The sequence below is a fragment of the Streptococcus sp. 45 genome (assembly GCF_900108865.1).
Taxonomy (GTDB): Bacteria; Bacillota; Bacilli; order Lactobacillales; family Streptococcaceae; genus Streptococcus; species Streptococcus ruminicola.
The window spans coordinates 168,996-187,326 of the sequence record NZ_FNXZ01000001.1 but is presented as its reverse complement, the minus strand read 5'-3'; the positions used below and the strand labels follow the sequence as shown (position 1 = coordinate 187,326).

General features: G+C 37.9%; 17 protein-coding genes and 1 other annotated feature (1 of these 18 running past the window's edge). Of the genes, 11 read left to right on the top strand and 6 right to left on the bottom strand.

Features of this window, described 5'->3' with window-relative positions:
- Window positions 1-18 precede the first annotated feature (18 nt).
- The 5 genes from BMX18_RS00900 to fni all read left to right on the top strand — a co-directional run bounded on the left by BMX18_RS00900 (window position 19) and on the right by fni (window position 4,836).
- On the top strand, window positions 19-891 hold the full coding sequence (locus BMX18_RS00900) for a cysteine ABC transporter substrate-binding protein (RefSeq protein ID WP_039690569.1): 873 nt from the start codon (window positions 19-21) through the stop codon (window positions 889-891).
- Between the two features lie 154 nt (window positions 892-1,045).
- Complete coding sequence (gene mvk / locus BMX18_RS00895) at window positions 1,046-1,924, top strand: mevalonate kinase (protein WP_093814651.1); 879 nt, start codon at window positions 1,046-1,048, stop codon at window positions 1,922-1,924.
- Window positions 1,906-2,856 carry a diphosphomevalonate decarboxylase gene (gene mvaD, locus BMX18_RS00890; protein ID WP_074602125.1) on the top strand — a complete coding sequence of 317 codons (951 nt, stop codon included), beginning with the start codon at window positions 1,906-1,908 and terminating at the stop codon, window positions 2,854-2,856. Before mvk ends, mvaD begins: the two co-directional genes overlap by 19 nt.
- Window positions 2,843-3,841 carry a phosphomevalonate kinase gene (locus BMX18_RS00885; RefSeq protein WP_093814649.1) on the top strand — a complete coding sequence of 333 codons (999 nt, stop codon included), beginning with the start codon at window positions 2,843-2,845 and terminating at the stop codon, window positions 3,839-3,841. Before mvaD ends, BMX18_RS00885 begins: the two co-directional genes overlap by 14 nt.
- Window positions 3,838-4,836, top strand: a complete 999-nt coding sequence (gene fni, locus BMX18_RS00880; protein WP_074602120.1) for a type 2 isopentenyl-diphosphate Delta-isomerase — start codon at window positions 3,838-3,840, stop codon at window positions 4,834-4,836. The genes BMX18_RS00885 and fni overlap by 4 nt, the downstream gene beginning before the upstream one ends.
- Window positions 4,837-4,857: 21 nt before the next feature.
- Here fni and BMX18_RS00875 read toward each other — a convergent pair whose 3' ends face one another.
- The 4 genes from BMX18_RS00875 to BMX18_RS00860 form a co-directional block, all read right to left on the bottom strand.
- Entirely contained in the window at window positions 4,858-5,514 is a 657-nt protein-coding gene (locus BMX18_RS00875; RefSeq protein ID WP_074602117.1) for a PAQR family membrane homeostasis protein TrhA, read from the bottom strand.
- Window positions 5,504-5,947, bottom strand: a complete 444-nt coding sequence (locus BMX18_RS00870; RefSeq protein WP_074560313.1) for a DUF1836 domain-containing protein — start codon at window positions 5,945-5,947, stop codon at window positions 5,504-5,506. The genes BMX18_RS00875 and BMX18_RS00870 overlap by 11 nt, the downstream gene beginning before the upstream one ends.
- Window positions 5,948-6,157: 210 nt before the next feature.
- Window positions 6,158-7,429: a hydroxymethylglutaryl-CoA reductase, degradative gene (locus tag BMX18_RS00865; RefSeq protein ID WP_074602115.1), complete on the bottom strand. Its 1,272-nt coding sequence runs from the start codon at window positions 7,427-7,429 to the stop codon at window positions 6,158-6,160.
- A complete protein-coding gene (locus tag BMX18_RS00860) occupies window positions 7,419-8,594 on the bottom strand; it encodes a hydroxymethylglutaryl-CoA synthase (RefSeq protein WP_074602113.1) in 1,176 nt (391 codons plus the stop codon). The genes BMX18_RS00865 and BMX18_RS00860 overlap by 11 nt, the downstream gene beginning before the upstream one ends.
- A 331-nt stretch (window positions 8,595-8,925) precedes the next feature.
- Here BMX18_RS00860 and BMX18_RS00855 point away from each other — a divergent pair, with 331 nt between their 5' ends.
- The 6 genes from BMX18_RS00855 to mmuM all read left to right on the top strand — a co-directional run bounded on the left by BMX18_RS00855 (window position 8,926) and on the right by mmuM (window position 14,872).
- Window positions 8,926-9,765 carry a thymidylate synthase gene (locus BMX18_RS00855; RefSeq protein ID WP_039696780.1) on the top strand — a complete coding sequence of 280 codons (840 nt, stop codon included), beginning with the start codon at window positions 8,926-8,928 and terminating at the stop codon, window positions 9,763-9,765.
- Between the two features lie 82 nt (window positions 9,766-9,847).
- Window positions 9,848-10,342 carry a dihydrofolate reductase gene (locus BMX18_RS00850; RefSeq protein ID WP_074560308.1) on the top strand — a complete coding sequence of 165 codons (495 nt, stop codon included), beginning with the start codon at window positions 9,848-9,850 and terminating at the stop codon, window positions 10,340-10,342.
- A gap of 228 nt (window positions 10,343-10,570) precedes the next feature.
- Window positions 10,571-11,800 (top strand): ATP-dependent Clp protease ATP-binding subunit ClpX, encoded by a 1,230-nt coding sequence (gene clpX, locus BMX18_RS00840; RefSeq protein ID WP_093814647.1) that lies wholly within the window; start codon window positions 10,571-10,573, stop codon window positions 11,798-11,800.
- 10 nt (window positions 11,801-11,810) lie between these two features.
- Window positions 11,811-12,404: a ribosome biogenesis GTP-binding protein YihA/YsxC gene (gene yihA, locus BMX18_RS00835; RefSeq protein WP_093814645.1), complete on the top strand. Its 594-nt coding sequence runs from the start codon at window positions 11,811-11,813 to the stop codon at window positions 12,402-12,404.
- Window positions 12,405-12,540: 136 nt separating this feature from the next.
- On the top strand, window positions 12,541-13,917 hold the full coding sequence (locus BMX18_RS00830; RefSeq protein WP_093814643.1) for an amino acid permease: 1,377 nt from the start codon (window positions 12,541-12,543) through the stop codon (window positions 13,915-13,917).
- Window positions 13,918-13,927: 10 nt separating this feature from the next.
- Complete coding sequence (gene mmuM / locus BMX18_RS00825; protein ID WP_093814641.1) at window positions 13,928-14,872, top strand: homocysteine S-methyltransferase; 945 nt, start codon at window positions 13,928-13,930, stop codon at window positions 14,870-14,872.
- A 31-nt stretch (window positions 14,873-14,903) separates the two neighbouring features.
- Here mmuM and BMX18_RS00820 read toward each other — a convergent pair whose 3' ends face one another.
- Together BMX18_RS00820 and BMX18_RS00815 are read right to left on the bottom strand one after the other, a co-directional pair.
- A complete protein-coding gene (locus BMX18_RS00820) occupies window positions 14,904-15,572 on the bottom strand; it encodes a YoaK family protein (protein WP_074561098.1) in 669 nt (222 codons plus the stop codon).
- Window positions 15,573-15,775: 203 nt separating this feature from the next.
- Complete coding sequence (locus tag BMX18_RS00815; protein ID WP_093814639.1) at window positions 15,776-17,884, bottom strand: AAA family ATPase; 2,109 nt, start codon at window positions 17,882-17,884, stop codon at window positions 15,776-15,778.
- A gap of 401 nt (window positions 17,885-18,285) precedes the next feature.
- Window positions 18,286-18,331, top strand: a sequence feature (ribosomal protein L10 leader region) (it continues 89 nt past the right edge of the window).

Sequence of the window (18,331 nt, the reverse complement as noted above, 5' to 3'; positions counted from 1 at the left end):
AATTTTAAGGAGTTATATATGAAAATTGTAAAACGTTTTTTAGCGATTGTTAGTCTTTTATTAATTGTTTTTGCTGCAGGATGCTCAACTTCAAAATCCTCAACAACTAAAAATTCATCTTCAGCTACGTCAACAGCCAAAGCTCGCTCTCTTGATGCAATCAAGAAGAGCGGTACCATTAAAATTGGAGTTTTCTCAGATAAAAAACCGTTTGGTTATGTTGATGACAAAGGAAAATACCAAGGATATGATGTTTATTTTGCAAACCGTTTAGCAAAAGATTTGGGAGTTAAAGTTAAATATGTTTCAGTAGACCCAGCAAGTCGTGTTGAGTATTTGACATCAGCTAAAGTGGATATTATTCTTGCCAACTTTACAGTGACTGATGAACGTGCAAAACAAGTTGATTTTGCTTTGCCATACATGAAAGTAGCGTTAGGTGTCGTATCGCCAAGTAATCAATTAATTTCTGACGTTGATGCTTTAGAGGGAAAAACTTTGATCGTTGGCAAAGGAACGACAGCTGAAACATACTTTGAAAAACATTATCCAAAAGTAAATCTTTTAAAATTTGATCAGTACAGCGAAGCATATCAAGCACTGTTAGATGGTCGAGGTGACGCGCTATCAACTGACAATACAGAAGTTTTAGCATGGGCTTTGGAAAATAAAGGTTACGAAGTTGGCATTACAAGTTTGGGCGACACAGATACCATTGCTCCAGCAGTTCAAAAAGGAAATACTGAGCTTCTTGATTGGATTAATGATGAAATTAAATCTTTGGGTGATGAAAACTTCTTCCACGAAGACTATGACAAGACATTAGCTCCAGTTTACGGTGATGCTGCAAAAGCAGATGACTTGGTCGTAGAGAGTGGTGAAGTTGATTAAAAAATCAACAATGTAAAAATTAAGAAATCTGAGATTGAATGTCTCAGATTTTTTCGTGATTTATTTGAATGCTATAACATTTTTTAGTAAGAGTCGCTTTTTTTGCGGAACAATGATAAAATGGAGTGTAAACTAAAAATTGTAAGAGAAGAAAATGACTAAGAAAATTGGCGTCGGAAAGGCGCATAGTAAGATTATTTGGATGGGTGAACATTCAGTTGTTTACGGCTATCCTGCTATTGCGATTCCTCTTCAAGGAATTGAAGTAGAATGTCGTATCTATCCAGCTGATAAAAAAATTCACTTCGATTATTATGATACCTTATCAACTGCCGTTTATGCGGCTTTAGAATACCTTAACCATACAGATGTTGCTATCTCGTATGATATTCGTTCAGAGATTCCCCAAAAACGTGGTATGGGTTCATCAGCTGCTGTTTCAATTGCAGCCATTCGTGCTGTGTTTGACTATTTTGAGCAAAGCATCGACATGGAGACGCTTGAAATTTTGGTAAATAAAGCAGAAATTATTGCCCACTCAAACCCAAGTGGTCTGGATGCTAAGACTTGTCTCAGTGACAAAGCCATCACTTTCATTCGAAATATTGGTTTTAGCACACTTGACCTAGACTTGGATGCTTATCTTGTTATTGCAGATACAGGCATTTATGGTAATACACGTGAAGCTGTCGAAAAAGTTGCCCAAGCAGAAGAAAAAAACTTACCACATTTGGCTGCTTTAGGAGACTTGACAGAAATGGTTCAAAAAGCGATTCAAGACAAGTCTATTTCTGAAATTGGTCCCTTGATGACAAAAGCACACAGTCACTTACAAGCAATTGGCGTTAGCATTGAAAAAGCTGACCAATTAGTTCAGATTTCTTTAGAAAACGGCGCTCTAGGTGCCAAAATGAGTGGTGGAGGTCTTGGAGGATGTATTATCGCCCTTGCACAGACCAAAGCACAAGCAGAAAAAATTAGTAAAGCATTAACAGAAGGAGGAGCGGTTCAAACGTGGATCGAAAAATTGTAACGGTAAAATCATATGCCAATATCGCTATTATCAAATACTGGGGGAAAGCTGACGCAGCTAAGATGATTCCAGCAACCAGCAGTATTTCATTGACACTGGAAAATATGTTTACCACAACAAGTGTTTCCTTTCTGCCAGATTCAGCTAGCCACGATGAATTTTACATCAATGGTGTTTTACAAGATGATAAAGAACACGCTAAAATTTCTGCCATCATTGATCAATACCGTGGGCAGCGTTCAGAATATGTCAAGGTTGAAACAAGCAACAACATGCCAACAGCTGCAGGACTTTCATCAAGTTCAAGCGGTCTGTCTGCCCTTGTTAAAGCGTGTAACGAACTCTTTGAAACTGGTTTAAATCAAGCAGAACTCGCTCAAAAAGCAAAATTTGCTTCAGGTTCCTCATCGCGTTCATTCTTTGGACCACTTGCTGCTTGGGACAAAGATTCTGGTGAAGTTTACCCTGTTCAAACAGACCTCAAGCTTGCTATGATTATGCTTGTCTTGAGTGATAGTAAGAAACCAATTTCTAGCCGTGAAGGTATGAAACGTTGTGTTGAAACGTCAACAACTTTTGCGGATTGGGTCAAACAATCTGAACAAGATTACAAAGACATGCTAGGTTATCTTAAAAATAATGACTTTGAACGTGTTGGTGAGTTAACTGAACGCAACGCACTTGCAATGCATGACACAAACACACATGCAAATCCACCATTTAATTACCTAACAGAGGAAAGTTATAAGGCAATGGACTTCGTTAAACAATTGCGTTCAGAAGGTGAAAAATGTTATTTCACTATGGATGCTGGACCAAATGTCAAAGTTCTTTGTTTAGAAGAAGATTTAGAGCGATTGACAAAACGTTTTGAAGAAAACTATCGCGTAATTGTTTCACGTACTAAGGAATTACCAGATGAAAATGACTAAAGTTCAAACTGGTGGAAAGTTATATATAGCTGGTGAGTACGCGATACTGACACCAGGTCAAACAGCCATTATCAAAAATATTCCTATCCACATGACTGCTGTGGTTAAAGAAGCAAAGGATATCAGTCTTTTTTCAGATATGTTTGATTATGCAGTTGGGATGACGCCAGATAGCAAGTATGCACTGATTCAGCAAACAATCGTAACTTTATTTGATTATCTTGGCAAGTCTATTGAAGAAATGCCAGCCTTTTCTCTTGAAATCACTGGAAAAATGGAGCGAGATGGTAAGAAATTTGGTATTGGTTCAAGCGGGTCAGTTACTGTTTTAACTCTAAAAGCTCTATCAGCTTTTTATGAGTTGAACTTGTCAGCTGATCTTCTTTTTAAATTGGCGTCTTACACACTTTTAAAACTTGGTGACAATGGTTCGATGGGGGATATTGCTTGTATTGCATACGATGATTTGGTTGCTTTTACCTCATTTGACCGCCAGCAAGTAGCAAAATGGATTGAAAAGGAATCAATTCAAGAAGTACTTAATAAAGACTGGGGTTATCAAATTGAAGTTATCACACCAGCTTTGCCATGTGAGTTTTTGGTCGGATGGACGATGCAGCCTTCTATTTCAAAAGACATGATTAATCTGGTTAAATCTGCCATTTCACAAGAATTTTTAGCAGCAACTGAAAAAGAGGTTCAAATTTGTAAACAAGCGCTGCAAACTGGTGACAAAGAAAGTGTCAAAAAGGCACTTCAAAATGTGAGCGATTTGTTGCTGGGCTTAAGCTCAGCTATTTACAACGACAAACTTTTAGCCTTAAAAGCTGCCGAAGATGGTCTAGATGTGATTGCTAAATCATCAGGTTCAGGTGGTGGTGATTGTGGTATTGCAATATCATTTAATCGTGAAGATAGTCAAGAACTTATCAAGCGTTGGCAAGAAGTTGGTATTGAGCTACTAGACATGGAGGAATTAGCATGATGAACCGTAAGGATGAGCATATCAAGTATGCACTAAAGTATCAATCACCGTATAACTCTTTTGATGATATGGAGTTGATTCATCGTTCACTTCCTGATTATGATTTGAGCGAGATTGATTTGCATACGCATTTTGCGGGACGTGATTTTGACTTTCCGTTTTACATCAATGCTATGACAGGTGGCTCAGAAAAAGCAAAAGCCGTCAATCGTAAGCTTGCTCAAGTAGCACAAGCGACTGGTTTAGTCATGGTAACTGGGTCATATAGTGCTGCACTGAAAAATCCAGGTGATGATTCTTATCCAAGTAAAGCAGATTACCCAGATTTGCTTCTTGCAACTAATATTGGTATTGACAAACCATATGAACTTGGCCTTAAAACCATTGAGAAAATGCAACCCATTTTCTTGCAAGTTCACGTGAATTTGATGCAGGAGCTTTTGATGCCTGAAGGTGAGCGTGAATTTCGTTCTTGGAAAAAGCATGTGGCTGATTATGCGACAAAAATGCCAGTTCCTGTTATTTTAAAAGAAGTCGGATTTGGTATGGATTTAAAAACCATTGAGATGGCTTATGACTTAGGTATTAAAACCTTTGATATTTCAGGCCGTGGTGGAACAAGTTTTGCCTACATTGAAAATCAACGTGGTGATAATCGCTCTTATCTAAATGATTGGGGCCAAACAACCGTGCAAAGTCTTTTGAATGCCCAATCAATGGTTGATAAAGTTGAAATCTTAGCTTCAGGCGGTGTTCGTCATCCGCTTGATATGGTCAAATGTTTGGTACTTGGTGCGAAAGCAGTTGGCCTTTCACGAACGGTCTTAGAATTGGTTGAAAAATACCCAGTTAACAAAGTTATCGATATCATTAACGGGTGGAAAGATGATTTGCGTCTTATCATGTGCGCTCTTAATTGCAAAACCATTGAAGATTTAAAAGATGTCGATTACCTTTTATATGGAAAATTACAAGAAGCAACAAAAAAACACTGACTTTAATCAGTGTTTTTTATATTACAACATGAAATACACGATTGCGATGTATTGTAAGATAGATGCAAGCAGGATGAACAAATGCCAAATCATGTGGTCATAAGGACGTTTTCTAGCGTAGAAAATCGCACCAATTGTGTAAGCTAAACCACCAGCCAGCATCAAACTCCAAAAGACAACACCAGTTTTACTAATAATACTTGGAATGATAAAGACAACCAACCAACCCATTAGCAAATAAAGAAAGAGTGAGAATTTATCATTGATTTTTTTAGCAAAAATCTTGTAAAGAATGCCAAAAATGGTTGCTCCCCACTGCAAGATAATGATTAAGTAACCTAACCAGCCACCAACAAGTGAAAGAGCAACTGGTGTGTAAGAACCAGCAATAGCAATATAAATCATACTATGGTCAATAATACGTAGAACAATTTTTTGTGGTGAGTCATATTGCATTGAATGGTAGATTGTTGATGACATGAACATCAAAAACAGGCTAATGTCAAAAATTGACATCCCAACAGCAGCCTGCATGCCATAGTGGTGATAACTGTAAATAGCTGTAATCGGCAAGAGTACCAGCATTGCAACAGCACCGACAGCGTGAGTGACACTATTTGCAACCTCTTCACCAAAAGAAAGACGTTTACTAAGTTTTAAAGTCATGCTAGCTTTCATGGGATTCTCCTTCTAATGCGTGAACCAATTCATGGGTTTGAAAATACAATTTTAACGTTTGACAAGCTGAGACAACCACAGGAGGTAAATTATCAACTTTTTCACCATTCATACAAGCAACAAAGTCATCGTAGCGTTTTTGTGACTGGTCTTCAGCGGTCAAGAGTGCCAAAGTTTGGCTGATTTCTTGGATAGAAAAAACATTTTTCAATGCTGTAATAACAATCAATCTAGCCACTTGCTTACGATTGTATTTCTTTTTAACAGGTTTTTCTAAGTGACCATGTTTGACATAATTATTTATCATAGAAGCTGTTAAGCCTTTTTCATCCTGTTGATTGGCTTTTCCAACTTGATTAACGTAAAGAAGTACTTGGTCCAAGTACAAATCAATCTCTGGTAATTCAGACCATTTTGGATAATTTGGTTTCATAAAGTTATATTTACCTCTTTATCTAGTATTAATAACTAGATTATATAATTATCGAAAATTAAAGTCAAGAAAAAACCTATCCACTGGATAGGTTTTTCACGAGCCTAGAAATTGAAAAGCGAGTTAAGCTCAGTGGGCAGTTTTTCACGAGCTTGAAAATAGAAAATGAGCCATGCCCATTAGACACGACTCACTTATTAAATTATTTTTTTAATTTCGCAAGTTTAGTAAGATGTGCTGCGCAGTTTCCAAATTCATATGTGGAGCTTCTAGTAAAGCTTTAACCACTTCAGAGACTTCTTTATCTTTGGCACCAGCAAGGAGTGCAAGGGATTTAGCTTGTAATTTCATGTGACCAGCTTGAATGCCAGTTGAAGTCAAAGCTTTAATAGCAGCAAAGTTTTGGGCTAAGCCAACAGAAACGATGATACGTGCTAATTGACGAGCGTCTGGGTGACCAAGAAGGTCGTGCGCAATTTTAACTGTTGGATTCAGTCCGATTGAGCCACCACGTGTTGCGATTGGTATTGGAAGAGTCAATTGACCGCGGAGAACTTGCGCTTCTTCGTCAAAGGTCCAAGTTGCTAAACCGCGGTATTGGCCATCTTTACAAGCGTAAGTGTTAGCACCAGCTTCGATAGCACGCCAGTCATTTCCAGTTGCCATAACGACTGCATCAATACCGTTGAAAATACCTTTGTTGTGCGTGCTTGCACGGTAAACATCCTCTTGGGCTAATTTGCTAGCTAAGTGGAATTTTCTAGCTAACGCTTGAGCTTCCTCTTTGTTACGGCTGAGGTATCGAAGGTCAACTTGACAGTCAGCGGTAACAAGAGATTCTGTTGCATAGTTTGACAAAATGGCCATCAAACTTTTACCGGCTGATAACTCTTCTAAGCTTGGCACCAAAGCTTCCATCATAGTATTAACCATGTTAGCGCCCATAGCTTCTTGAGTATCAACCGTTAGGTAAACAATCAAAAAGTCATCTTTTTCATCGATACTCAATTCGCGTGCACCACCTCCACGTTTAACGATAGAAGGGTGCGCATCATTTGCTAGGCTAATTAATTGTTCTGTGTGTTCAACAATGGCTTTTTTAGCAGCACTTTTATTTGGAACGTCGTAAAGGGCAACTTGCCCAATCATTTTACGAGAGTGAACTTGAGTTTTGAAACCTCCAGAACGTTTGATGATTTTAGCCGCAAAGCTTGCAGCAGCAACCACAGAAGGTTCTTCGGTTACCATTGGAACATTGAAAGTTTTATCATCGATTTGAAAATCTGGCGCTAGTGAAAATGGAAGTGAAAAAGTTCCTAAGACATTTTCGGCCATTTGATTAGCAGTTCCTAGTGAGAGAAGCTCATTGTTTTTTAAGCTTTCTAAGCGTTCTGCGCTAATGAGTTCATTTTTTTCCAGATGTTCAAGGCGTTCAGCCAACGTTTTTTTGGAGAATCCTCCCCAAGTCACTTTATTTGTCATTTACTTTACCATAGATTCTTTGATGTTCATGAATTTCTTTGAGGGTAAATGCACCTGTTTTGTATTCAGGGATATTTGCGTTTCCTTCTGAATCGATAGCAGCTTCCTCAAAGAATAATTTTTCGTAGTCTTCAACAGATAAACGAATGCGTTTTTTAAGAGTTTCTAAACGGTTAGTTTGTAGCATGTCTTTAAAACCATCAACCAAAGTTGCTGAGAAGATTTCTGCGACAGCACCGCTACCATAGCTGAAGAGGGCAATTTGGTCTCCAGCTACAAGATTTTTAGAATTCTCAAGAAGTGAAAGAAGACCTAAGTATAGTGAACCAGTGTAGATATTTCCGACTTCTTTACTGTAGAGAATAGTGCTTTCAAAGTTTTCCTTGAGTTTTTCTTTAAAGTCTTCTGGTAGATTCTTATCCATCACTTTGTTAAAGCCTTTAAGGGCTAACTTAGGAAATGGAAGGTGGAAGCAGAAGGCTGAGAAATCTGCAAGAGAAGTGTTGAAGCGTTTTTGAAATTCTGCCCAAGTCGTTTTCAACATGTCAAGATATTGTTTTGTAGAGTAAATACCGTTGACGTAAGGGGTAGTAGAGTAGTTCGGACGCCAGAAATCCATAATATCGCGCGTTTGGGCAACTGAGTTGTCATTAAGTAGCAAGATTCGTGGGTCTTTTGAAATCAACATAGCAACACTACCAGCACCTTGAGTAGGTTCACCAGGGGTGTTAACACCATAGCGAGCAACGTCTGAAGCGATAACTAAAACTTTTGATTCTGGGTGTTTTTGAACGTGCAAACGAGCGTAATCAAGCGCTGCTGTTGCACCATAACAAGCTTCTTTCATTTCAATGCTACGAGCAAAAGGTTGGATGCCCAAGAGACTGTGAATATAAGTAGAAGCAGCTTTACTTTGATCAACAGATGATTCTGTTGCCACAATAATCATATCAATAGTATTTTTATCTTCCTCGCTTAGAATACTTTCTGCTGCAGAAGCACCAAGTGTCACAATATCGTCATTGACTGGTGTGATACTTAGATTATTTAATAGGAGACCTTTGCTGTATTTATCTGGATCAACATTGCGGCTCTCGGCCAAGTCGTCCATATTCAGCACGTATTGCGCTGTTGCAAATCCTATTTTATCAATACCAATTTTCATGAAAAAACCTTTCTCTTTATTGAATTTCCAATAAATGTTAGGAACTTTATCTTCATTCTTACTGGCCTAACAAGTTTTTAAAAAGTGGGGAAAACCTCTTAAATAGGAAATTCTTTTTTATTAAATTTACGGCGTGACTAATTGTCCAAAGATAATTTTAACATAAAGTTGGCAAAATGCCCTATAAAAAATTTGTTTGTTTTATCCTTCAAAGTAGATTGTGAATCCATATTAATTTGTTTAAAATGCTAGATTTTTTGCTTGTTTTCAGATAAAATAGGAAGGAACGATTTTTTCAAAAAATCAATACAATCAAAGGAGAGCGGATAGCATGACAAAAGCAGATGTTATTTTTAAAGAAAATATCAAAAAAATTATGAATGAAGGGGTATTTTCAGAGAATGCACGTCCTGTGTACCAAAGTGGTGGACAAGCAAATTCAAAATATGTAACAGGTGCTTTTGCGGAATACGACCTTAGTAAAGGTGAGTTCCCAATTACAACACTTCGTCCTATTCCCATTAAAAGTGCTATCCGCGAAATCTTCTGGATTTATCAAGATCAAACCAATGATCTTTCAGTATTAAATGACAAATATAATGTTAAATATTGGAATGATTGGGAAGTTGATGGCACTGGTACAATCGGCGAACGCTATGGTGCAGTTGTTAAAAAACACGATATTATTCGTAAAATCTTAAAACAACTCGAAGAAAATCCATGGAATCGTCGCAATGTTATCTCGCTTTGGGATTACGAAGCTTTTGAAAATACAGACGGGCTTTTGCCATGTGCTTTCCAAACTATGTATGATGTCCGTCGTGTTGACGGTGATATTTACCTTGATGCGACATTGACACAACGCTCAAATGATATGTTGGTCTCTCATCACATCAATGCCATGCAATACGTAGCGCTTCAAATGATGATTGCCAAACATTTTGGTTGGAAAGTTGGTAAATTCTTCTATTTTGTAAATAACCTTCATATTTATGACAATCAATTTGAGCAAGCAGAAGAATTATTACGCCGTCAACCAACTGACTGTCAACCGCGTTTGGTTTTGAATGTGCCTGATGGAACAGATTTCTTTGATATTAAACCAGAAGATTTTGAATTAGTTGATTACGAACCCGTTAAACCGCAATTGAAATTTGATTTGGCTATTTAATCTTTTTCAGTGGCTTTCGTATCGCATCTCAGCATTTTTATAGGAAATCTGATAAAATGAAAGTAATGAATGAGAGGACAATATGACAAAGAAAATCGTTGCAATCTGGGCGGAAGATGAAAATCGCTTAATCGGGGTAGATGATAGATTACCTTGGCGTCTCCCAAAAGAATTGAAACATTTTAAAGAAACAACGATGGGACAAGCCTTGTTGATGGGACGTGTAACCTTTGATGGGATGAAACGTCGCATTTTACCAGGTCGCGAAACTTTGATTTTGACACGTGATAAAAACTTTGAAGCCGATGGTGTGACAGTTGTTCATGATGTAGAACAAGTCCTTGATTGGTTTAAAACTCACGACAAAACCCTTTATATCGTTGGTGGGGCAAGTATCTATAAAACTTTTTTGCCATACTGTGATGCTATCGTTAAGACAACGGTTCATGGTGAATTTGAAGGTGATACTTATTTCCCAGATCTTGATTTAAAAGCCTTTAAAAAGGTTTCAGAGTCATTTAACGAAAAAGATGACAAAAACGCCTACGATTTTACGATTACAGTTTTTGAAAAATAAAAATAACACAGGGAGAAAGGAATGCAGAGAAGTATTTTTGGTGTGTTCACGGCTCTACTAGCAGTTATCTGTTTTTTGTGTGCTCTCCCAGCACTTAGAAAAAAACGTTATGGGTTAGCTGTCCTTTTGTTTTTGAATGCCTTTACTAATGTAGTAAATACCATTCATGCCGTGTATGGTACCTTGTTTTAATAAATAGAGAAAGTATAAAGTTAGAGAGAACGAAAAATGGTTGGAAATCGAACAAATGATGTAAAAGTTTATTGCTCATTTTGTGGAAAAAGCCAAGACGAAGTAAAAAAAATCATTGCCGGAAATAACGTATTTATCTGTAATGAATGTGTGGCTTTATCCCAAGAGATTATTAAAGAGGAGTTAGCAGAAGAAGTTCTCGCAGATTTGGCTGAAGTTCCAAAACCAAAAGAATTATTAGCAACCCTCGATGAATATGTTGTAGGTCAAGAACGCGCTAAACGTGCCCTCGCAGTGGCTGTATATAACCACTACAAACGTGTTTCTTTTGCCGAAAGTCGTGATGAAGAAGATGTTGAATTACAAAAATCTAACATCCTATTAATCGGACCAACTGGTTCAGGGAAAACATTCCTTGCCCAAACTTTGGCGAAAAGTTTAAACGTTCCATTTGCGATTGCTGACGCGACATCATTGACAGAAGCAGGATATGTTGGTGAGGACGTTGAAAACATCCTTTTGAAACTTATTCAAGCGGCTGATTTTAATATTGAACGTGCAGAACGTGGTATCATCTACGTGGATGAAATTGATAAAATTGCCAAAAAAGGCGAAAATGTTTCAATCACTCGTGACGTTTCAGGTGAAGGTGTTCAACAAGCCCTTCTTAAAATCATTGAAGGAACAGTTGCTAGCGTGCCACCACAAGGTGGTCGTAAACACCCTAACCAAGAAATGATTCAAATCAATACTAAGAATATCCTTTTCATCGTTGGTGGTGCTTTTGATGGTATCGAAGACATTGTTAAACAACGTCTTGGTGAAAAAGTTATTGGTTTTGGACAAAATAACCGTAAGATTGATGAAGATGCTTCTTATATGCAAGAAATCATCTCAGAAGATATTCAAAAATTCGGTTTGATTCCAGAATTTATCGGGCGCTTGCCAGTCGTTGCTGCGCTTGAACAATTGACAACAGATGATTTGGTGCGAATCTTGACAGAACCTCGTAATGCTTTGGTTAAACAATACCAAACACTTCTATCATATGATGGTGTTGAATTGGAATTTGATGAAGATGCCCTTCAAGCTATCGCAAACAAAGCTATCGAACGTAAGACAGGTGCGCGTGGACTTCGTTCTATCATTGAAGAAACGATGATGGATATCATGTTTGAAATTCCAAGTCGTGATGAAGTTACTAAGGTTCGTATCACCAAAGATGCTGTTGAAGGTAAAGATAAACCTATTTTAGAGATTGCCTAAGGAGAAGAGAATGACTGAGTATTTAAATACCCATAATGCCTCACTTCTGTTAAGTGCAGCTAACAAATCACATTATCCGCAAGATGATCTACCAGAGATTGCTTTGGCTGGACGTTCTAATGTTGGAAAATCAAGTTTTATCAACACGCTTTTAGGACGTAAGAACTTAGCGCGTACTTCTAGTAAACCTGGTAAAACGCAATTGTTAAATTTCTACAATATTGATGATAAATTGCGTTTTGTCGATGTTCCAGGTTACGGTTACGCTAAGGTATCAAAAGCTGAACGTGCTAAATGGGGCAAAATGATTGAAGAATACCTTGTTAGCCGTGATAACTTACGTGCTGTTGTTAGTTTGGTTGATTTTCGTCATGATCCAAGTGCTGATGATATTCAGATGTATGAATTTTTGAAGTACTATGAAATTCCAGTTATCGTGGTAGCAACAAAAGCTGATAAAATTCCACGTGGTAAATGGAATAAACACGAATCAGCTATTAAGAAAAAATTGAATTTTGATAAATCTGATAAATTTATTGTCTTTTCATCAGTTGACCGTACTGGTTTAGATGAATCATGGGACAGTATTTTGGAAGAATTGTAATGATGAAAGCTTGAATGAAAATATTCAGGCTTTTTTTAATGCTATAGTTTTTAACTAATGGATTGATAGTTAAACACTATTATCATTTCTTAAAATCTTGTGATATGATAGATATATTACGGATTGAGAGGCGTATATGGAAAATCATAATTTTGAAAATGAAGGTCAATTTCAGCGTAAGATGACTAGTAGACATTTGTTTATGTTATCTTTAGGTGGGGTTATTGGGACAGGCTTGTTTTTAAGTTCTGGTTACACGATTGCTCAGGCAGGTCCTTTAGGGGCTGTTTTATCTTATCTGGTTGGCGCGGTTGTTGTTTATTTGGTGATGTTATCCTTGGGTGAATTAGCTGTTGCTATGCCTGTTACAGGATCATTTCACACCTATGCCACAAAATTTATCAGTCCTGGTACTGGATTTACAGTTGCCTGGCTATATTGGATTTGTTGGACAGTTGCTCTCGGAACAGAATTCTTAGGAGCGGCAATGCTAATGGGACGATGGTTCCCAGATGTGCCAACTTGGATTTTTGCGACATTTTTTGCGTTGGTTATCTTTGCCATTAATGCACTAAGTGTGCGAAGTTTTGCGGAAGCTGAGTCATTTTTTGCTTCGATTAAAGTTATTGCAATCATCATTTTTATCATCTTAGGACTTGGTGCTATGTTTGGGTTGGTTAGTTTTGATGGGCAACATCAGGCAATTTTATTTACTAATTTAACAGCTAATGGTGCCTTTCCAAAAGGTTTTGCTGCTCTGATTTCAGTGATGTTGGCGGTTAATTATGCTTTTTCTGGAACTGAACTCATCGGGATCGCTGCGGGTGAGACCGATAATCCAAAAGAGGCAGTGCCAAAGGCGATTAAGACAACTATCGGACGTTTGGTTATTTTCTTTGTTTTGACCATTCTCGTCTTGGCATCACTTTTGCCAATGAAAGAGGCAGGAGTGTCAACGGCGCCGTTTGTTGATGTTTTTGACAAAATGGGAATTCCATTTGCGGCTGACATGATGAATTTTGTTATCCTAACAGCTATTTTATCAGCTGGAAATTCCGGGCTTTATGCTTCAAGTCGTATGCTGTGGTCACTAGCCAATGAAGGCATGCTGTCGAAAAAAGTTGTTAAAATCAATGAACACGGTGTGCCAATGCGTGCTCTTTTGTTATCAATGATTGGTGCAGTACTGGCTTTATTTTCAAGTATTTACGCAGCCGATACGGTTTATCTAGCTTTGGTATCCATTGCTGGTTTTGCTGTGGTTGTCGTTTGGCTATCAATTCCTCTTGCGCAGATTAATTTTCGAAAGAGTTTTTTGAAGAATCATTCTCTAGATGAGTTGTCGTACAAAACGCCAATGACGCCAGTCTTGCCTTACTTTACAATTGTGCTGTTGTTAATTTCTATTGTCGGAATTGCTTGGGATGCATCGCAAAGAGCAGGTCTGTATTTTGGACTTCCATTTATTGCTTTGTGTTATGTGTATCACTACTTACGTTATAAAAAATGGTAGAAGGGAAGTTATGGGTAAACTTAAAGAATTACTAGAATCAACTGATTATCTTATCTTGGACGGGGCTCTTGGAACTGAGTTAGAAAATCGTGGTCATGATGTGTCAGGAAAATTGTGGTCAGCAAAATATTTGCTGGAAAATCCGCAAATTATTCAAGAGCTACATGAAGATTATCTTCGTTCGGGTGCTGATATTGTGACAACATCAAGTTATCAAGCAACGGTTCAAGGGTTAGAAGATTATGGTTTGTCAGAGAAAGAAGCGCTTGATATTATTGCCTTGACAGTTAAATTGGCTAAAAAAGCTCGCCAAAATTTTTGGCAATCTTTGTCAGACGATGAGAAGAAAAAGCGTGTCTATCCATTGATTGCTGGTGATGTTGGACCTTATGCAGCTTACTTGGCAGATGGTTCTGAGTATACTGGGGATTATCAGTTGTCAAAAGAAAGTTTCAAAGATTTTCATCGTTCACGTATTCAGACTTTGCTGGCGGCGGGAAGTGATTTTCTAGCCATTGAAACTATCCCAAATATGATTGAAGCTACAGCCTTGGTTGAATTGCTGGCTGATGAATTTCCTGATACGGAAGCTTACATGTCCTTTACGGCACAAGATAGTCAGAGCATTTCTGATGGAACGCTAATGACTGAGGTCGCAAAACTCTGCGACAGCAGCAAACAAATCCTTGCTTTTGGGATTAATTGTAGCCGACCAGCGATTATTTCAGATTTGTTGAAAGCTAGTCATACAATTTCTCAAAAACCTTTGGTAACTTATCCAAATTCTGGCGAAATCTATGACGGAGAAACACAGACTTGGAAATCATTGCCTGATAATTCACACACTCTGTGTGAAAATAGTCAAGTTTGGCACAAGCTTGGCGCTAAGATTGTTGGTGGCTGTTGCCGAACTCGCCCAGAAGACATTAAATTATTAGCTGATAAATTAAAATAAAAACGTTTGGAGTTTTCCAAACGTTTTTTGATTATAGATTTGTTTCTTGAAGGCGGTAGCGGATAACCACACTTGTGTAATGATAAACGATAGCAGCCAGGGTGAGCGATACTACCCAGATGGTTCTTACTTGAATGAAATGGTGGACAATCGCGACAAAGATAGCACCGATGATAAAGCTAACAACGACCAAAGAATAGTTCACAGCTTGTCGTTTCATTTTTGCTGTTTTTTCTTCAACAGTTAAGTAGTTGTGCCATGCTGTAATCATTTTACGGTAATTTCCTGAAGTCATTAAAATAGAATAAGCGTGCGATTCAATCTGGCTACCAGAGAATGTCAAAGTTAGTAAACCAGTACCGAGCGCTAAAAGAATAACCCAAAGTAAACGATTCTCAGGTAATAGTGGCAAAGCAATCGTTACAACTAATAAAGGTAAAATAGCATAGGCACGCCAAAAGGCTGTTTTAGCTTTGGCACGTACACGCAATCCAAACATAAATCCGAGTGAAAAGAATAAAACTGAGTACAAACGGATAAGTGTCTGATGAAGTGAACTATGACTAATATCAGCGATAAGAAAAAGAATATTTCCGGTTTGGGTGGCAACAAGTGTGTCAAATTGAATTTGGCAATAGACGTCTAGGGCACCACCTAAAAATCCGAGTAAAACAGCTTCAAAACGACTGTTCTGAGGCATGTATTCTAAATCATTCACACCATGTCCTTCTTTCTAATAGAGTTAACAGTCATATTGTAACATTTTATATGATAAGGTACTAGGGGGTTTTTAGAAAAATCATACTTGTCCTATATTATGGTAGAAAAAGCCCAACCCATAACAAGTTGGGTTGAGCTTTTAAGAGATTAGGAGTGCTTAGAAATTGGAGTGCCTTGATAGGCTTATTTTTCGCTGATAACAAGTTCTCCGTCAACCATATCAGCTTTAAGGTGTTTAACATCTGTGTGATCAAGGTAGAAATCAGTGATTTTATCGCGAATTTCTTGTTCGATAACACGGCGGAGTGGTCGAACACCCATAGCTTCATCGTAACCTTCTTCGATAAGGTGTTGTTTAGCATCATCGCTGACAACCAAATCAATACCTTTCTTAGCGATAGTCTTGCTAACTTCAGCTAGCATCAAGTCAACGATTTCGTTCAAGTCATTCTTAGTCAAGTGAGAGAATTCGATGATACCGTTGAAACGGTTAAGAAATTCCGGACGGAAGTATGGAGCGATACGATCCATAATCTTCATATCTTTGTCTTCTTGACCTGTCAAAGCTTCATTACCAAAGCCAGCGTTAGATGTAGCAATGATAACAGTGTTCTTGAAGTTAATTGTATTACCTTGACCATCAGTCAAACGACCATCGTCCAAAACTTGAAGAAGAAGTGTGATAACTTGTGGGTCGGCTTTTTCAATTTCATCAAGAAGAACGATTGAGTAAGGATTACGACGAACACGTTCAGTAAGTGTGTTATTGTTGTCATCGTAACCAACATAACCAGCAGTTGTACCAATCAACTTAGAAACGGCTGTGCGGTCAGAGTACTCAGACATGTCTAGGCGGATGATTGCATCTTTTGAACCAAACATATCAAGAGCCAATTGTTTAGCAAGTTCTGTTTTACCAACACCAGTAGGACCTACGAAGAGGAAGCTACCAATTGGTCGGTTTCCTTCATCAAAACCAGCACGGTTACGGCGAATAGCACGAGCAACAGCATCTACAGCTTCGTCTTGACCAATGACTTTACCTTTCAAACGACTAGCCAATTCTTTCAAACGTTCGATGTCGCTTGCGCCCATGTTTGAAACAGGCACACCAGTTAGACGTTCAACGGATTCAGCAACGTCATTAACGGTAGCAGTAACTTTCTTGTCTTCAGTGTGATTATCGATTTGTTTTTGCAATTCTTCGATACGCACTTTGGCATTAAGAGCTGCTTCGTAATCTTCTTTAGCGGCAGCGGCTTCTTGTTTTTCTTTTTGTTCTGCAATTTCTTTTTCCAAAGATTTAACATCAGTTACAGGATGTTGTGCAGCTAGGTGAGCAGCAGTCATATCGATTAAGTCAATTGCTTTATCTGGTAAACTACGTTGTGGAATGTATTGGATTGAAAAGTCAACGGCAGCTTTCAAAACGTTATCTGGAAGGATAACATTGTGGTGTTTTTCGTACAAATCACGAATACCCATCAAGATATTAAAGCTGTCTTGAGCAGAAGGAGCGTTAACTTTAACTTCGTTGAAACGACGAGCGAGCGCAGCATTTTTCAAAATGGTATTGCGGTATTCGTCTTGAGTAGTTGCACCAATAACAGTCAATTCACCACGAGAGAGAGCAGGTTTAAGAATATCTGCTAGACCTTTAGAACCAGAGTCACCACCAGTTGAACCAGCTCCAAGAATTTGATGAATTTCATCAAAGAAGAGGATGATATTACCAGCGTCTTTGACTTCTTTAATCATGTTTTGGATGTTTTCTTCGAAAGCACCACGGTATTGTGTACCAGCTTCAAGGCCTGAAATATCAATTGAGATGATTTCTTTGTTCTTGATAGCAGCAGGCACGTCACCGTTAACAATAGCTTGCGCTAATCCTTCAACGACAGCTGTTTTACCAACACCAGCATCCCCGACTAGAACTGGGTTGTTCTTTGTACGACGAGACAAGATTTCAGCTGTTTCTTGAATTTCCTTGTTACGTCCAATAACGGGATCGAGTTCGTTGTTACGAGCACGTTCAGTTAAGTTTGTTCCAAGTTTAGCCAAGATACCATCTTCTTTAGGTGCAGAAGTAGGAGTACCTTCTTGATAATCAGCATTTCCTGGGAGTTTACCAGTTTGACGGTATTGAGCAAATTCTTCAGGGGTTACTTCGCGACCATTGATTAGGTAGCGTTTATTTTCTGAATTGTAGCCTCCCATGTTTCCCATTAATTGGTTGAAGATATCATCCATATTTCCAAAAGGATCTCTTCCGTAAAATTGATTGTTTGCCATGTATAATTACCTCTTTTCATTCTTAAAATAATTCCAAATGATATTATGCTATGATTTGGAAGATTGAAGGTCAAATCCCTTTAGTCTTTACATATCGGAGTAGAGAGGTCATATTTAAAGAGATTTATCAATTGTTCCTATCAATCACCTTCTGAGGATATAATACACCTTTGGTCAGTAAAAGTCAAAGATTTATGCGCAGAAAATATGATTTTTTTATCTAGTAAGCGTTTGATATTTTTGAAAATGATACTATAATATGATTTTAGAGTTTCTGTTAGAAAAATTCAAAAGTCAATTAGCGTGTTATTAAATAGTAGAAAAGAGTAAAAATAAAAAAATTAAGCAAAAAAAGTAAAAAAGTGTTGACAGCAACAAAAATCTAAGTTATAATGATTAAGGTTTTGTAATGAAACTGACCTAAGACAGCAGGGGAGCCGTGCTCGT

Excerpts from the sequence above, each read along its gene's own strand:
- mvk (WP_093814651.1), top strand. The coding sequence starts at position 1,046 with ATGACTAAGAAAATTGGCGTCGGAAAGGCGCATAGTAAGATTATTTGG.
- BMX18_RS00865 (WP_074602115.1), bottom strand. The coding sequence starts at position 7,429 with ATGACAAATAAAGTGACTTGGGGAGGATTCTCCAAAAAAACGTTGGCT.
- BMX18_RS00860 (WP_074602113.1), bottom strand. The coding sequence starts at position 8,594 with ATGAAAATTGGTATTGATAAAATAGGATTTGCAACAGCGCAATACGTG.
- BMX18_RS00885 (WP_093814649.1), top strand. The coding sequence starts at position 2,843 with ATGAAAATGACTAAAGTTCAAACTGGTGGAAAGTTATATATAGCTGGT.
- yihA (WP_093814645.1), top strand. The coding sequence starts at position 11,811 with ATGACTGAGTATTTAAATACCCATAATGCCTCACTTCTGTTAAGTGCA.
- BMX18_RS00855 (WP_039696780.1), top strand. The coding sequence starts at position 8,926 with ATGACAAAAGCAGATGTTATTTTTAAAGAAAATATCAAAAAAATTATG.
- fni (WP_074602120.1), top strand. The coding sequence starts at position 3,838 with ATGATGAACCGTAAGGATGAGCATATCAAGTATGCACTAAAGTATCAA.
- BMX18_RS00820 (WP_074561098.1), bottom strand. The coding sequence starts at position 15,572 with ATGCCTCAGAACAGTCGTTTTGAAGCTGTTTTACTCGGATTTTTAGGT.
- clpX (WP_093814647.1), top strand. The coding sequence starts at position 10,571 with ATGGTTGGAAATCGAACAAATGATGTAAAAGTTTATTGCTCATTTTGT.
- BMX18_RS00850 (WP_074560308.1), top strand. The coding sequence starts at position 9,848 with ATGACAAAGAAAATCGTTGCAATCTGGGCGGAAGATGAAAATCGCTTA.
- mmuM (WP_093814641.1), top strand. The coding sequence starts at position 13,928 with ATGGGTAAACTTAAAGAATTACTAGAATCAACTGATTATCTTATCTTG.
- BMX18_RS00870 (WP_074560313.1), bottom strand. The coding sequence starts at position 5,947 with ATGAAACCAAATTATCCAAAATGGTCTGAATTACCAGAGATTGATTTG.
- BMX18_RS00815 (WP_093814639.1), bottom strand. The coding sequence starts at position 17,884 with ATGGCAAACAATCAATTTTACGGAAGAGATCCTTTTGGAAATATGGAT.
- BMX18_RS00830 (WP_093814643.1), top strand. The coding sequence starts at position 12,541 with ATGGAAAATCATAATTTTGAAAATGAAGGTCAATTTCAGCGTAAGATG.
- BMX18_RS00875 (WP_074602117.1), bottom strand. The coding sequence starts at position 5,514 with ATGAAAGCTAGCATGACTTTAAAACTTAGTAAACGTCTTTCTTTTGGT.
- BMX18_RS00900 (WP_039690569.1), top strand. The coding sequence starts at position 19 with ATGAAAATTGTAAAACGTTTTTTAGCGATTGTTAGTCTTTTATTAATT.